15 protein-coding genes are annotated in these 15,353 nt (G+C 64.2%); 5 read left to right on the forward strand and 10 right to left on the reverse strand.

Annotation, left to right across the window (positions count from 1 at the left end):
- Positions 1-50 precede the first annotated feature (50 nt).
- Positions 51-1,235: an acyltransferase family protein gene (locus ACOIX3_RS25940; protein ID WP_420964860.1), complete on the forward strand. Its 1,185-nt coding sequence runs from the start codon at positions 51-53 to the stop codon at positions 1,233-1,235.
- 132 nt (positions 1,236-1,367) lie between these two features.
- Complete coding sequence (locus tag ACOIX3_RS25945; protein WP_223976144.1) at positions 1,368-1,628, forward strand: GlsB/YeaQ/YmgE family stress response membrane protein; 261 nt, start codon at positions 1,368-1,370, stop codon at positions 1,626-1,628.
- 111 nt (positions 1,629-1,739) lie between these two features.
- Here the strand turns inward: ACOIX3_RS25945 and purL are convergent, their stop codons facing one another.
- Positions 1,740-3,971: a phosphoribosylformylglycinamidine synthase subunit PurL gene (purL, locus tag ACOIX3_RS25950; RefSeq protein ID WP_420964861.1), complete on the reverse strand. Its 2,232-nt coding sequence runs from the start codon at positions 3,969-3,971 to the stop codon at positions 1,740-1,742.
- Between the two features lie 723 nt (positions 3,972-4,694).
- Here purL and ACOIX3_RS25955 point away from each other — a divergent pair.
- Complete coding sequence (locus ACOIX3_RS25955; protein ID WP_420964862.1) at positions 4,695-5,186, forward strand: PaaI family thioesterase; 492 nt, start codon at positions 4,695-4,697, stop codon at positions 5,184-5,186.
- A gap of 346 nt (positions 5,187-5,532) precedes the next feature.
- The gene (locus ACOIX3_RS25960) at positions 5,533-7,761 is read left to right on the forward strand and encodes an alkaline phosphatase family protein (protein ID WP_420964863.1); all 2,229 of its coding nucleotides are present in this window, start codon (positions 5,533-5,535) and stop codon (positions 7,759-7,761) included.
- Positions 7,762-7,828: 67 nt separating this feature from the next.
- On the opposite strand, the gene ACOIX3_RS25965 is transcribed toward ACOIX3_RS25960, so the two are convergent.
- Complete coding sequence (locus ACOIX3_RS25965) at positions 7,829-8,233, reverse strand: hypothetical protein (RefSeq protein ID WP_420964864.1); 405 nt, start codon at positions 8,231-8,233, stop codon at positions 7,829-7,831.
- Between the two features lie 290 nt (positions 8,234-8,523).
- Between ACOIX3_RS25965 and ACOIX3_RS25970 the strand changes: the two genes are divergently transcribed.
- The gene (locus tag ACOIX3_RS25970; RefSeq protein WP_420964865.1) at positions 8,524-9,507 is read left to right on the forward strand and encodes a DMT family transporter; all 984 of its coding nucleotides are present in this window, start codon (positions 8,524-8,526) and stop codon (positions 9,505-9,507) included.
- A gap of 60 nt (positions 9,508-9,567) precedes the next feature.
- On the opposite strand, the gene ACOIX3_RS25975 is transcribed toward ACOIX3_RS25970, so the two are convergent.
- The 8 genes from ACOIX3_RS25975 to purC form a co-directional block, all read right to left on the reverse strand.
- Positions 9,568-10,185, reverse strand: a complete 618-nt coding sequence (locus ACOIX3_RS25975) for a hypothetical protein (protein WP_420964866.1) — start codon at positions 10,183-10,185, stop codon at positions 9,568-9,570.
- Positions 10,149-10,886 carry a tetratricopeptide repeat protein gene (locus ACOIX3_RS25980; protein WP_420964868.1) on the reverse strand — a complete coding sequence of 246 codons (738 nt, stop codon included), beginning with the start codon at positions 10,884-10,886 and terminating at the stop codon, positions 10,149-10,151. Before ACOIX3_RS25980 ends, ACOIX3_RS25975 begins: the two co-directional genes overlap by 37 nt.
- Positions 10,887-11,097: 211 nt before the next feature.
- The gene (locus tag ACOIX3_RS25985) at positions 11,098-11,703 is read right to left on the reverse strand and encodes an invasion associated locus B family protein (protein WP_420964870.1); all 606 of its coding nucleotides are present in this window, start codon (positions 11,701-11,703) and stop codon (positions 11,098-11,100) included.
- A gap of 81 nt (positions 11,704-11,784) precedes the next feature.
- Complete coding sequence (locus ACOIX3_RS25990; RefSeq protein ID WP_420964871.1) at positions 11,785-12,747, reverse strand: tripartite tricarboxylate transporter substrate-binding protein; 963 nt, start codon at positions 12,745-12,747, stop codon at positions 11,785-11,787.
- A gap of 5 nt (positions 12,748-12,752) precedes the next feature.
- A complete protein-coding gene (gene purQ / locus ACOIX3_RS25995) occupies positions 12,753-13,454 on the reverse strand; it encodes a phosphoribosylformylglycinamidine synthase subunit PurQ (RefSeq protein WP_420964872.1) in 702 nt (233 codons plus the stop codon).
- A 4-nt stretch (positions 13,455-13,458) separates the two neighbouring features.
- On the reverse strand, positions 13,459-13,974 hold the full coding sequence (locus ACOIX3_RS26000) for a hypothetical protein (RefSeq protein WP_420964873.1): 516 nt from the start codon (positions 13,972-13,974) through the stop codon (positions 13,459-13,461).
- Positions 13,975-14,052: 78 nt separating this feature from the next.
- Positions 14,053-14,295, reverse strand: a complete 243-nt coding sequence (gene purS / locus ACOIX3_RS26005; protein WP_420964874.1) for a phosphoribosylformylglycinamidine synthase subunit PurS — start codon at positions 14,293-14,295, stop codon at positions 14,053-14,055.
- Positions 14,296-14,310: 15 nt separating this feature from the next.
- On the reverse strand, positions 14,311-15,078 hold the full coding sequence (gene purC / locus ACOIX3_RS26010) for a phosphoribosylaminoimidazolesuccinocarboxamide synthase (protein WP_016843454.1): 768 nt from the start codon (positions 15,076-15,078) through the stop codon (positions 14,311-14,313).
- Positions 15,079-15,353 lie beyond the last annotated feature (275 nt).

The raw sequence follows: 15,353 nt of genomic DNA on the forward strand, positions 1-15,353 counted from the left end.
AATCGGGTTCCCGATTGCAACATCCGGGTGCAGACCCGGCGGGGGGCACCATGAAATCGATTGCTCACGCGGCTCCGGCCGTCGACGTTCAGGCAGCACCGAAGCTCCACAAGCGCAACGTCGCCCTCGACCGTGCACGCACCTTCCTGACGCTGGTGGTGCTGCTGCATCATGCGGTGATCCCCTACACCCATTTCGGGCACACCGACCCGACGTCCTGGATCGGCTTCGACTGCGTGGTGCTCGCCACCGACAGCTTCTTCATGGCGATGTTCTTCTTCCTGTCGGGGCTGTTCGTCTGGCCCGGACTCGGCCACAAGCCGTGGCTGATCTTCCTGCGCGACCGGCTGCTGCGGCTCGGCCTGCCCTTCGTGATCTGCGCATTCACCGTGATTCCGATCGCCTATTACGCGATCGCGCTGCGTGCGACGCCGGACCTGACCTTCTCCGAATTCTGGTGGAAGACCATGATTTTCGGGCCCTGGCCGAGCGGCCCGATCTGGTTCGTCTGGGTCTTGATGACCTTCGACGTGACGGCGAGCGTGCTGTACCGGGTGTCGTCGCGCCTGCTCGAGCCGATCAACCGCCTGTCGATCAAGGGATTTGAACGTCCCTCGAAGTTCTGGCTGTTCCTCGTCGTGGTCAGTGCCGCCGCCTATCTGCCGATGCTGGTCCATTACGGCCAGAACTACTGGTTCGAACTTGGACCGTTCTCGGTGCAGGCGAGCCGGGTGCTGCTGTATGCGTCCTATTTCTTCATTGGTGCGGGGATCGGGGCGGCAAACCTCGAGGGCGGCCTGCTCAGCGCAAACGGACGGTTGACCGAGCGGCGCTGGTTCTGGACCGGCATCACGCTGATCCCCTACTGCTTGATGTGGGTGATGATCTACATCAAGCGCGGGATCATCGGTAACCCCGACCCGCTGCCGGGCTGGTATCTCGCGTCCTACGGCACCTTCTACGTGCTGTTCAGCGCCTCGATCCTGTTTGCGATCCTGGCCTATTTCCTGCAATCGAAGGCGCCGGGACCGACGCTGCTCGACCGCATGCAGGGCGACGCCTACGGCATGTTCCTGGTGCACTATCCGATCGTGCTGTGGCTGCAATACTGGCTGTTCGATATGGAATTGCCGGCGATCGCCAAGGCCGCGATCGCGTTCTTCGCCACCGTGGCGCTGAGCTGGGCCGCCACCGCCGTGCTGCGCAAGCTGCCGGGCGCCAAGTACGTGCTGTAGCATCGGTTATGATGCGTCGTCGCATCATGACCTCGCGGCCGACAAGTTGCGCACAACCTGCCATTGGTCACATGCCGCGACGTGATTCTCAGCTATGCTGGCCGGACTGCTGACCTCAAGGAGAGTCCTGGGATGAACGACCCTCAAGTTGGATGGATCGCCGCAATCATCGTCGGCGGATTGGCCGGCTGGCTCGCCGAGATGTTCATGAAGACCGGCACCGGCATCTTCATGAATATCATCCTCGGCATCGTCGGCGCCGCGCTGGCGAACTGGCTATTGGGTCTGCTCGGCGTATCGCTCGGCGGCGGATGGATCGGCTATCTCGTCGCCGGCTTCATCGGCGCAGTGATTATCATCTTTGCCTGGCGCGCGATCCGCGGCGCAACCTAGCGCTTGATCCGGAAGGATCGCGCCTGGACATAAGGCAATAACGCGATGATGGGTTCATCGCGCTATTGAGATCTTGTTCGCTCGACGCTTGCAGCGCCTGATCCATCCGGATCAGGCGGCAGTGCCGTGCATGTAGTTCGGCAGCCAGTGCTCGAAGGCACGGGACAGGCTTTCGATCGTCACCGGCGGCTCGCCGGCGACCGCAATCGCCTCGCCACCGGTGGTGCCGATGCGCGCACAAGGCACGCCGGCGCCCTTCATCTTGGCCAGCACCAGGCCCGCGTCGGCCGCAGGCACGGTGACGATGTAGCGGGCCTGATCCTCGCCGTACCAATAGGCATGCGGCACGATCGAGGATGGCGCCGCCAAGAGCTGCGCGCCGATGCCGCTTGCGATCGCCATCTCGGCGAGCGCGATCAGCAGCCCGCCGTCGGATACGTCATGGACCGCGCTCGCGGTGCCGGCGCGGATCATGCCACGCACCACGTCGCCGTTGCGCTTCTCGGTGGCGAGATCGACCGGCGGCGGAGCGCCCTCCTCGCGGCCGCAGACATCGCGCAAGTAAACCGACTGGCCGAGCCAGCCCTGGGTCTCGCCGACCAGCAGGATCGCCTCGCCCGCCGCCTTGAACGCCAGCGTCGCCGACTTGGTGAAGTCGTCGAGCACGCCGACGCCGCCGATCGAGGGCGTCGGCAGGATGCCGCGGCCGTTGGTCTCGTTGTAGAGCGAGACGTTGCCGGACACGACCGGGAAATCCAGCGCACGGCAGGCTTCCGAAATGCCCTTCAGGCAGCCGACGAACTGGCCCATGATCTCGGGCCGCTCCGGATTGCCGAAGTTGAGATTGTCGGTGATGGCGAGCGGCCGGCCGCCCACCGCGGTGATGTTGCGCCAGGCTTCCACGACCGCCTGCTTGCCGCCCTCGAACGGATCGGCCTCGCAATAGCGCGGCGTGACGTCGACGGTGAGCGCGAGCCCCTTCGGCCCGTCCTCGACGCGAACCACCGCGGCATCGCCGCCGGGGCGCTGCATGGTATTGCCCAGGATGACGTGGTCGTACTGCTCCCACACCCAGCGCTTCGAACACAGTTCGGGCGTGCCGATCAGCTTGGTGAGCGCCTCTGTGACCCCGAGCGGCGGCTTGACGTCCTGCCCGCGGATCACCGGCAGCGCAGTTGATGCGACGTGCGGGCGGTCATAGACCGGCGCCTCGTCGCCGAGCTCCTTGATCGGCAGATCGGCCATCACGTCGCCGCCATGCTTGACGACGAAGCGCTTGCTCGGCGTGGTGTAGCCGACGATGGCGAAATCGAGCCCCCATTTGCGGAAGATTGCCTCGGCCTCTTTCTCCTTCTCGGGCTTGAGCACCATGAGCATGCGCTCCTGGCTCTCCGAGAGCATCATCTCATAGGCGCTCATGCCGGTCTCGCGGGTCGGCACCGCGTCGAGATCGAGGTCGACGCCGAGATCGCCCTTGGCGCCCATCTCGACCGCCGAGCAGGTCAGGCCGGCCGCGCCCATGTCCTGGATCGCGACCACGCAATCGGCTGCCATGATCTCGAGGCAGGCTTCCAAAAGCAGCTTCTCGGCGAAGGGATCGCCGACCTGCACGGTCGGGCGCTTCTCCTCGGAGGCGTCGTCGAATTCGGCCGACGCCATCGAGGCGCCGTGGATGCCGTCGCGGCCGGTCTTGGAGCCGAGATAGACGATCGGCATGTTCACGCCGGAGGCCGCCGCGTAGAAGATCTTGTCGGCGTCGGCGAGGCCGACCGCCATCGCGTTGACCAGGATGTTGCCGTCATAACGGGTGTGGAAGCGCACCTGGCCGCCGACCGTCGGCACGCCGAACGAATTGCCGTAACCGCCGACGCCCGCGACCACGCCGGATACCAGATGCCGGGTCTTGGGATGCTCAGGGGCGCCGAAGCTCAGCGCATTCAGGCAGGCGATCGGGCGTGCGCCCATGGTGAAGACGTCGCGCAGGATGCCGCCGACGCCGGTGGTCGCGCCCTGGTACGGCTCGATGTAGCTCGGGTGATTGTGGCTCTCCATCTTGAAGACCACGGCCTGGCCGTCGCCGATATCGATCACGCCGGCATTCTCGCCGGGGCCCTGGATCACCCAGGGGGCCTTGGTGGGCAGCCCGCGCAGATGGATCCGCGACGACTTGTACGAGCAATGCTCGTTCCACATCGCCGAGAAGATGCCGAGCTCGGTGAAGGTCGGAACCCGCCCGATCAGCTTCAGGATGCGCTCATACTCGTCCGGCTTCAGCCCGTGGGCGGCGACCAGTTCGGGGGTGATCTGGGGTTCGTTCTTGGGCTCGTTCTTGGGCGCGGTCATGGGACCCTTATTAGGTAGATCGAACGGGGGCGAAAAGGCCTTTTACGGCCCATTTCCGGCCTGTCCAGAGCTTTGCGGCGGTTGGACGGCGGGCTGAAGGAGTCGCATACCGGATGGAACCGGATCTAAAGACAAGAAATCCAATTTGAAGGCCTTTTCCCGTCTACGAGGTATCCGAGCGGGAATTCCGCCATCACCCAACGACGCTTCAGAACCGAGCCCGAGTTGGCGGCGGCTTATCTTGACTGCCGCCAGCCCGATAACCGATAGTAGATGATCATATCACCCAAAGCTTTTGCGTGTATTCGATATTCATTTCAGGGCGGGCTCAAACGATGGACCACTTAGCACGTCTCGCGAATTTGCTGCGGGCATAGAGTCGCACAGAACTACCACCTCTTTTTGGATCGCCGCATCGCAGAACTAGGTAGCGGTGATCTCGTGGCCATAGTCAGGTCTTGTGGCGAAGTAACTACGCAAATTGCTCGTCGGAAGGCCAACAAGGAGATCAGCGATAACAGAATCGTCGACGAATGCGCAAAGGCAATGCGGGCTACGACCGAACTAGCGCGACGCAAATTGAAAGAGGCTGGGATTGAAATCTGACAACGATCCGCCTTCCCTCGAAGAGTAGAAACGTCCCATTGATCTTGCGCACTTTGGGGCTCGCGTCCGCGGATCGGATTCGAGTCTCGGGACGCTAGAAGCTGAAGGCCAGATTTCGTGAACGAGCTCGCCAAGACCGCACTCACTACGGCATTCAACCGCCGCCCCGACCTGCACGTCGAAACCGAGGGCGAATTCGCCGGCTGGCGAACCTGGACCCGGGACAGTTTCGAGACCCATACCGGCCCTTTCTACCACCGCATGGACGAGAACGGCCGCATCGCCTGCGCGTTCCGGGTCGGCCCGAAGCACCTCAACGGCTCCGGCAACGTCCATGGCGGCTGCCTCATGACCTTCGCGGATTACTGCCTGTTCGCGCTCGCCTCCCCGGTGCTCCAGGGCCCCGGGGTCACGGTCTCGTTCGCCTCGGAATTCCTCGATGCGGCCCGCGAGGGTGACCTGATCGAATGCACCGGCGAGGTCACCCGCGCCGGCGGGTCGCTGATCTTCGTGCGCGGCATGCTGACATCGGCCGAGCGGCCGCTGTTCAGCTTCTCCGGCACCATCAAGCGGACGAAGCGCAAGGCGCCGGCGGCGACGACAGCGTAAAGCGCGCCAGAGGCCGTTCCGATTGAATCGGAGCGGGCTCCAGATTTTTCGTTGACGCGGTTTTCTTTACGCGAACCGCTACCCACCTCGCTCGAAAACACTCCGCGTCTGTGGACGCACGCCGTCATCCAGCCGTTACATCGCCGCGGGTTGAATCGAAGGCACAGCGCTAGCGCGTTGTGTTCACGCGCGTTCTTTGCGTGACGCCATGCACACGCCGGCTGTGACACGACGACATGCTGTCGTTGCGTCGTCGCGCGCGCGTCACATGCTCGTCAGCCAAGCCCCCGAAGATTGCTGAACGGTTTCTGTTTGTGCATTCGCGCAGCGAGGTTGGGGCATTCTCATGAAATTGAAGACGTTTGTTTCGGTCACGTCGGTGATGTCGCTTGTCGCATCGCTGGCGTGCGTTGCAACGCCAGTGCGCGCCGGCCAGGACGGCGACAATGGCGATCGCGGCGCCGGCGAGTCCCGCGGTCACGATCAGGATCAGGACCATGACGGCGAGCATCATGGCCGCAAGCCGCGCGTGGTGATGATCTCGCTCGATGGTGCCAAGCCCGATTTCATCCAGAAATTCATCGAGGAAGGCGCGCTGCCGCGCGACGGTGGCCTCGCCCGGCTCAGCCGGCGCGGCGCAGTGGCGCTGCGGAACGTGACGGCGTCACCGTCGCTCACCGCGGTCTCGCACATCGCGATCGCGACCGGTTCGACGGCGGTCCATAACGACATCCCCTCCAACACGTTCGAGCCGATCGTCGGCCCGATCTCCAGCAGCATCAGCGGCTTCGCGGCACCGATCGGCGGCTACAACGAAAGCCCGCTCGGGCCGTCGGCGCACCCGACGGCACAGCCCCTCTGGGTGCAGCTGCGCCAGCAGGGCAAGAAGGTCATCACCGCAACGTGGCCCGGTGGCGACGGCGCCGACATCTCGATCAACAAGACCGTGGTGCAGCCGGCCCAGCCGACCCGCGTCACCGACTTCACGGTGCCGTTCGGCGCATTCGGCGGCATCGGTGCCCAGGGCTTCTCGCTGTCGCGCAGCGACTTCACGACCGATCCGGGCATCGTCGCGGCGCTGCAGGCCGCCGGCCATTTCTCGTTCAGCCCGGTGCTGGTGACCTCGGCGCCGATCGAGACGTTCTCGTGTTCCGCGGCGGCGACCGCGACCTGCACCAATGCCGCGACGCTCGACGTCAAATATTCGATCCGCGTCGCCGCCATCGACACCACCAACGACCGCAAGGTGAACTACGACACGCTGGTGTTCTTCGATGCGAACAGCGGCATCACCGCAGGACCGTTCCACGCACCGTCGACCGGGCCGGCCTACGTCAAGTTGGGCGGCGAGAACGCACCGTTCTTCTTCGAGGGCAGCGGCGCGAAGGTCGGCGCCGCCTACTTCGTCTCGGCGCTCTCGCCGGACCTCTCGGTGGTGCGCTTCGCCCGCTACGGCGCCAACTTCATCCCGCGCAACACGCCGGTGCTGGCCGACGTCGACGACATCAACAACAATATCGGGTTCTGGCGCCCGCAGGCCGACTTCCGCATTCCGGAGCGCCTGAGCCCGGGCTTCACCAATTTCCCCGATGTCGAGATCGAGACGATGTACGAGGACATGGTGAAGACCTTCGTGCGCTACCAGGCCAATATCGGCGAGCGCGCGATCAAGACCCATCCGGACGCCGATCTCGTCATGGTCTATATCGAGCAGCCCGACGGCTCCGAGCACCAGTTCCTGCTGACCGATCCGCGCCAGGGCACCAGCCCGACCGACCCGAATTCGATCGGCGCCAACCAGGATCCCGCCAAGGTCAAGCGCTACGCCTCCTACATCCGCTTCGCCTACCAGACGGCCGACAGGGCGGTGAAGCAGATTGCCGATGCGGCGGGCCGTGACAGCAACGTCGTCGTGGTGTCGGACCACGGCTTCGCGCCGTTCCACACCTCGGTCAACCTCACCAACATCCTGCGCAACGCAGGCATCGACACCAGCAAGGTCGGGGTCCGCACCTCCGGCCCTGCCGCCGACATCTACGTCAACCTGCAGAACCGCGAGCTCGGCGGCACCGTCGATCTGGCGACCTACCGGGCCCTGGTGGCGCAGATCACCGACGCGGTGAGGAACGCGGTCGACCCCAATGCGCGCTTCAACTACTCGCTCAAGGAGCAGCGCATCTTCACCGTCGTCGAGACCCGGCCGCTGCAATGCGACGCCGGTACCGGACAGTGCACCAGCAAGACGGTCGGCCAGGACTATGGCGACGTGTTCGCGCTGATGGCGCCCGGCTACAATTTCGACGGCGTGCAGAACCCCGGCGTCGCGCGCCAGGGCGACGCGCCGTTCAATTCGGCGACCACCGCGCTGTCGATGCCGAATTTCTACGGCGCCCACGGTCACGATCCCGAGCTTCCGGTGATGAGCGCGACGTTCATCGCGGCGGGGCCGCAGATCCGCAAGGACACCGTGGTGCGGCACATGCGCAATATCGACGTGGCGCCGACTATCATGCGGCTCCTCGGCACCACACCGCACCAGGTCGATGGCGAGGTGCTGAGCGAGGTCCTGCGCTAGGATCTCGGGCAAACGTCACGCGATGGACGCCAGGCCGGCGTCCATCGTTGTTTCCTCCATATCCGGCCTACGGCGACCCCGTCGCCGTCCCCAGCAACTGCCGAAGCGGATTGAGCGGGCCGACGGGGATCAATTCGAAGCTCATCAGATGCGCCTGCCCAAGTGGCAATTTCTCCAGCATCTCGTGAGCCGCCGCGGTGTCGGTCATGTTCAGGATGAAGACCACGCCGGGACGTCCCTGCAGCGAGAACCACTGGTCGATCTTGCCATCCAAATGGAGCTTGACGGTCTCGCGGACCTCGCTCGGCAGAATCGCGCGCGCGGCCGCCGGATCAACGCCCGGGTTCAGGGTCCCGATGGCAAGGATGTGCGTGGTCGGTATCGGGGGCGCCGTGGACTGGGCGCGAGCGACGCCCGCCGCCATCAAGCAGATGACCACTGCGGCGAAGCCGCAAACGAGAGCGTTCTTCATGCTGTGCTCCTTGTCTGTCGTTCGCAGAATGCGGTGCCGTCCGGACTGCTCCCTGCGCTTCGCAAGGAACGGCTGCGCCGGCACCATGCTAGTTCGAATTCGCTGCGGACGCGTGTGATTTAGGCCCTTGAACGGTGTTGTGATCGTTTCCAAACGCCCTAGCCTTGCGGCGCGGCGCCGCGCTACATTGTACCCGTCGCGCGCCAATGCGCGGGGGAGCCAATCAAGGTGCCGAAGAGCACAGCCAGAGCATGATCCGGAAAAGTGTGAAGCGGTTTTCCGAAAAGAACATGCTCAAACAAAGAGCTAAGACGGACGGCGTGACGGCTCCCGCGATCACGCCGATCCTGCCCACCGCGCCGGGTGCGCGCGGCTGGCGCGACTATGCGCTGCTGCTGGCGCTGGCCTGCTGCTGGAGCTCGACCTATCCACTGACCAAGATCGGGCTCGGCTCGATCCCGCCGGTCACCTTCATCTCGGCGCGCTCGCTGGTCGCAGCCACCTTCCTGCTCGTGGTGCTGCGGATTCGCGGCATCCGTATCCCGACCGACATCAAGGCGTGGAAGCTGTTCGCCTTCCAGCAGACCATCAACTCGACGATCCCGTTCCTGGTGATCACCTGGGCGCAGCTCTACGTTCCGGCGTCCAACACCGTGGTGCTGGCCTCGACGACGCCGATCTTCGCCTTCCTGATCACCTGGACAATCACGCGGCACGAGCCGGCCTCGCCGCTCAAATTCGTCGGCGCGATCCTCGGCCTCGCCGGCACGATCGCGATCATCGGCCTCGACGCGCTCTCGGGCTTCGGCAAGGAGATTGTCGCCGAGATCGCGATCCTGCTCGCCACCGTCTCGTTCGCCTGCGCCACGATCTTCGGGCTTCGCCTCTCCGACTATGACCCGATGGTGGTCGCCGCCGGCTCGCTGCTGTTCGGCGGCACCGTGCTGCTGCCGGTCGCCCTGATCGTCGACCATCCCTGGACGCTGCACCCGACGCCGCAGGCGCTGGTCGCCACCGTCGTGATGGGCATCTTCTCGAGCGCGTTCGGCCTGATGCTGTTCTATATGTGCCTGACGCGGCTCGGCACGCTCACCACGAACGCGCAAGGCTATTTGCGAATTCCGATCGGCGTCGCGTTGTCGGTGATCCTGCTCGGGGAATCCGTGCCGTCGAACCTGGCGCTCGGCCTATTGCTGGTCATGGCCGGGGTCGCCGCGATGACGGTGCCGGCCGAGGCCTATAAGCGCGCGCTGAGCCGATTGCGAAACCGCTAGCCGGGGTCGCAGCTCGGCGATCGACAGCCACAACGCGCAAACGAATACCGAGGCGCCAATCTAGTCCTGATCCGAGCAAATCACGCCCCGAAGCGCCAGTGTCCGGCGGAGCGTTTCCAGTGAACCATTCGTCTCGTGGCGAGAGATAAAATATTGCCCGCTCTTGAGCGCTGCCAGAGCACTAGGAAAGGCGCGTATCGGCCCCCAATTCTTGGCCGATCCCTCAAGGTAATAGTCAAACTCGTGCTCGCCTGCCGGGTGATGATCGTAGATCAACGGGCACTTCTTGAACCATCGCAGAAACGACCTGCGCAGGCGATCGAGGTCAGGAAACTGGCTTAACGGCACAGGACAGAAGCGGACTTCGCCAACGGTCCACAATACCCCCCGGCGCACCTGCGGCACATGCACGGTGACAACCGGCGAACGTTCAGAGTCGATGCTGCCGTCGGAGTTGAGGTGCCACTCGCCGAGACGAGAGAAGTTGAGCGTTACGCCCCAGTCGAACACTTGTTCATTGTGCGACAGGTCCTGATCCCGAAGCCATTGTAGCGCGCTGCAAGGTGCCCCCGGAGCTTCAACAAACATGGAATAGGCTGGGACACTTTTTTTCATCGGCATGGATACGCGGCAAAAATGGCTCACGCCGACAATTGCTTCTCGGCGATCGAGAGCCACTCGGCCTGCGCATCGCGCAGATATTTCGGCGCCCGCCGCATCTGGATCAAGAGCTCGTTGAACACGATGCGCGCTTCGCCGGTGCGGCCGACCAGTTGCAACAACAGGCCATAGCGGACCCGCGCCTCGGCTCCCGGAAAATACTGCGACACCGCCTGGTATTCCTCCAGCGCCTCGTCGAGCCGGCCGATCTCGGCGAGTGAACGGGCATAGAGCAGATGTCCCTCGGCGGACTCGAAATCCGGCCAGCGCTCGCGCAAGGCGTCGAGCGTCGCCAGTGCCTCGGCCGGTAGCTTGCGGGCGAACTGGGCCTGCGCCTTGGCCAACGCGTAGGCCGGATCGTCGCCCTGCGGCAGCCGCAGGACGTGGTCGTAGTGGTTCTCCGCCTCCTCGAAGCGCCCGATGGTCTGGCATTCCGCGGCCAGCGCGGCGCGGTTGGCGATCGTGTCGGATGTCGCGAGCCGGTCGGACAGTTCGCGATACCGTTTCTCCGGATCGATACGGTTGGCGACGCGCTTGCGCGCCTGCGCGGCGGCCGGTCCGCCCCACCATTCCGGAACGAGCTCGACGACGATGTAGGCGAGCGCGCCGATCAGCGGCACCATCAGGATGATGAAAGCCCATGGCTGCAAACGCCCGGTGCGCGAGGCGTGATAGATCAGCGTGATATCGAGCAGCAATACGATTAGTGCAACGGGCATCACAGATCCCAGCGAGCCGGAAAGACCATCCAAATCGCCTTCGTCATACCGTGCCCTGCACGCTGCGACAATCCCCGGTTGCTATGCCGGCAGCGCTAGCGTGAAGAGTTTGTGAAACGGATGCGACTGTCCCTGCATTGGTCGCAGACGAACGGATCAGGTTCATGATCCGCACGTCGCGATAGCACTCCGGACTGCTGATCGCGACCGCCTAATTCGCTTCACAGCGCGCTTTGCGCTCCTCTTCGGCGCGCTTCGCAAGCTCTGATCTCGCCTGCTTTTCCTCCGCCGAAAGCACCTCCTCGATAACCTTCGTCTCTTGTGCGGGTCCATCGTAGGCGCTGGCGAAGTCGACGAGCGGTACGGTCAGGCCGATCGGCGCATTGGCCCTATCGAAGGCTGCCAAAGCCAGTGTATGCGCTTGCTTGAGCCGATCGACCAATTCTGCTCCGGCGTCGTAATCGGCCATGCAACCATTGGCAAAGCAATTCGTGTAGGGCCGCTCAATCGCTTGCCCCTGATCAATGATGATCCGAACGCCACGTTCCACCTTCACCCGGGTTGGCAGGGTGACGCGCAACGTCTTCCTGGAATCTCCGGTGCGCGCGATGAGTGCAGCTGCGACAACCGGTCCACAGTCTACGTCATCTACCTTCGATCGACCTTCTCGCCCGACAAAGCAGGCGTCGCCCAGGCAGAACTTTGTCCAGGGAGTAAAAGTGATTGCAGGTAATTTCGCCTGTTCGGCCGCCACCGGTGCGGCTACGAGCCAGGCAAGCGCCATGCTGGCGCAGCAGCGCAACACCACAGGGCACATAGCCGCCCCTCCCCCAGCAGACCTGAACTCAGGCTTGCCGCGGACTGTGTCCGCATGAGGGCGTTGCACGTCGCGGAAATGCTATTTCTTGTCGTCCGCCAGCAGCGCGCGGTACTTCGCGACGTCGCGGGTCACGAGCTGCTGCAGCACTTCGGGTGCGAGCTCGTCGGCATCGGGCGCAACGGTCGACAGCTCGACGAAGCGCTTCTTCACCGCCTCGCTCGCAACCGCGGTGCGCGCGGCGGCGTTGAGCTTGGCGATGATCTCGCCCGGCGTGCCCTTGGGTGCGAACAGGCCGTTCCAGCCCTGCGCCTCGAACTCGGCCAGGCCGGCCTCGGCCGAGGTCGGCAATTCCGGCAGCGAGGCGAGCCGCACGGTCGAGCCGACCACGACCGCCTTCACCAGTTTGTCGTCGATCGCCTGCGACACCGAGGCGGCGGCATCGCAGACGCCGTCGATCTGGCTGCCGATCGCGTCCGTCAGCGCGAGCGCCGCGCCGCGATAGCCGACCAGCTGCACGTCGATCCCGGCGGCATGCACGAAGCTCTTGCAGATCAAATAGTTCGACGAGCCGACGCCGGCATGGCCGAGATTGACCTTGCCAGGATTCTTCTTCGCGTTGTCGATGAATTCCTTGAGGTCCTTGGCCGGGAAATCCTTGCGCAGCGCGACGATGCCGAAGGTTTTCGCGACCACGGCGATCGGCGCGAAGGAATCAGGCGTGAACGACAGTTTTGGATAGATCGTGTAGGTCGCAGCATTGGTGCCGGCGTTGCCGATCGCGATCGTGTAGCCGTCCGGCTCGGCACGCGCGGCGCGAGTCAACGCGGTCGAGCCGCCGGCGCCGCCGACATTCTCGATGATGATGGTCTGGCCGAGCGCGGCGCTCATCTGGTCGGCCACTGCGCGGGCGATCACGTCCGAGGTGCCGCCGGCCGCGAACGGCACGATCATCGTGATCGGACGCTTGGGGAAATCCTGGGCGTTGGCTGCCGTCGCGAAAACGAGTGCCGCGGCCGCGGCAAGGCACCACCGCCACAGCATTTCCGTTACGCCGCCTTTTCGTGATGCTGGACCAGGCCTGCGAACAGGCCGCGGCCATCGGTGCAGCCCATGATCTCTTCGACATGGTTTTCCGGATGCGGCATCATGCCGAGCACATTGCCGCGCTCGTTGACGATGCCGGCGATCGAATGCGCGGCGCCGTTGAAGTTGGAGGCCTCATCGACCTCGCCCTCGGCCGAGCAGTAGCGGTACAGCACCCGCCCGTCGCCCTCGAGCCGCTTCAGCGTCTCCTCGTCGGCCTCGTAATTGCCCTCGCCATGGGCGACCGGCACGCGGATCACCTGGCCGGCATTGTAGCCGCGGGTGAACGGCGTGTCGGAGCGTTCGATTCGCATATGCACGTCGCGGCAGACGAATTTCAGCCCGGCATTGCGCATCAGCACGCCCGGCAACAGCCCGGACTCGCAGAGGATCTGGAAGCCGTTGCAAACGCCGAGCACCAGCCCGCCCGAGGCGGCGAAGTCGCGCACCGCGTCCATGACAGGCGCGCGGGCCGCGATCGCGCCACAGCGCAGATAGTCGCCATAGGAGAAGCCGCCGGGCACCACCACGAGGTCGGTGCCTTTGGGCAGCGCCGTCTCGGCGTGCCAGACCATCGCGGTCTCATTGCCGGATGCAAGCTTGAGCGCGCGCGCCATGTCGCGCTCGCGGTTGATGCCGGGGAAGACGAGGACGGCTGATTTCATTGCATCACCTGGTTTTGGGTGCCAGCACGAGCTTAACTGCGGCGGCAAACTTCGCGTAATTGTCGTTGCTGGCCTTTTCGTCACGCGCCGAGCTGATCAGGCTGGCGGAGCCCTGTCCGGCAAGCAGCAAGCCGCTGACCTGATACTCGCTTGCGCCGTTGGCTGTCACGGTCAGGCGCCGTGCCTTGAACATGCGCGGCCCCGCGGTGCCCTTGTCGCCATCAACGCCGAGCAGCGTAATGCGCTGCCCCGGCGTCCGCTGCTCCAGCGCCTTGATGATCTGCTCCTGCCCCTCGCGGAACTGGTCGAGCGTCATCTGTTTTCCGCCGGTATAATACCGGTAGCTCACCTTGGAGCCCGCACCGCAGGACGACTGCGCGCAGCGGAACATATGCACATCGGAGCCGCGGCGCTCGTAGCTCCATCCGCTGACCGTGAACGGCGGCGGCTGCGTCGTCGCGGCAGGCGCTGCCGGTGCCGGTTGAGCCGAAGCCCCGCCGATACCAGCTGCCGTCAGCAAGCCAACCACGAGCGCCCGGACGAAGATTTGGTCTCTGCGAGCAGAGGTGGGAGCGGCTGTTATCATTTGGCGCGCTCGCTAGCTCAGAACCTCGACCCGATAGTTCTCGATCACGGTATTGGCCAGCAGCTTGTCGGCGGCGGCCTTCAGCGCCGCCTCCGCCTTGGTCTTGTCGGTCGCAGCAAGCTCGATGTCGAACACCTTGCCCTGGCGAACGCTGGCGACGCCGTCGACGCCGAGCGATTTCAGCGCGCCCTCGATCGCCTTGCCCTGCGGATCGAGGATGCCCGACTTCAATGTCACAGTTACACGTGCCTTCACGGTCGCCCCTTAAGCTTAGCTCTTCACCAGCACCGGGCCGCTGCCGGCCGGCCGCTCGTTCTCGATCAGGATGCCGAGCCGCTTCGCGACCTCGGTGTAGGCCTCAAGCAGGCCACCGAGATCCCGGCGGAAACGGTCCTTGTCGAGCTTCTCGTTCGACTTGATGTCCCACAGACGGCAGGAGTCCGGCGAGATCTCGTCGGCGACGATGATCCGCATCATCTCGTTCTCGAACAGCCGCCCGCACTCCATCTTGAAGTCGACGAGGCGGATGCCGATGCCGAGGAAGAGACCGGTCAGGAAGTCGTTGACGCGGATGGCGAGCGCCATGATGTCGTCGATCTCCTGCGGCGTGGCCCAGCCGAAGGCGGTGATGTGCTCTTCCGACACCATGGGGTCGTTGAGCTGGTCGTTCTTGTAATAGAACTCGATGATCGAGCGCGGCAGCTGGGTGCCCTCCTCGATCCCGAGCCGCTGCGACAGCGAGCCGGCGGCGACGTTCCGCACCACCACCTCGAGCGGCACGATCTCGACCTCGCGAATCAGCTGCTCGCGCATGTTGAGGCGGCGGATGAAGTGGGTCGGCACCCCGATGTCGTTGAGGTGCTGAAACAGGTACTCCGAAATCCGGTTGTTGAGGACGCCCTTGCCCTCGATCACCTGGTGTTTCTTGGCGTTGAACGCGGTCGCGTCGTCCTTGAAGTGCTGGATCAGGGTTCCCGGCTCGGGGCCTTCGTAAAGCACCTTGGCCTTGCCTTCATAAATACGGCGTCGACGGCTCATTGGGATGTACCGTGTTTTGTTGAAATCCATGGATTTGGGTGCTCCGGATGACTTGGGGTTACGACCCACGACGGAGCTGCCGCGGAGGCCTGGAACCTGGGCAATCCAACTGGAAACAGAACAAGAACCATGCCTGTTGGCAACCTATCCGATTGGCCCTTCCAGCACAATCGATAGTGCCCCCTTCAGGGCACTTATACCGCCCTATCAAAAGGGCCCGATTCCGCCTGTTTTGCCTGCGGCTTAACGGCTCGTTGTCTTGCCGATTCCTCCCA

This window comes from Bradyrhizobium sp. B120 (assembly GCF_049075665.1).
Classification (GTDB): domain Bacteria; phylum Pseudomonadota; class Alphaproteobacteria; order Rhizobiales; family Xanthobacteraceae; genus Bradyrhizobium.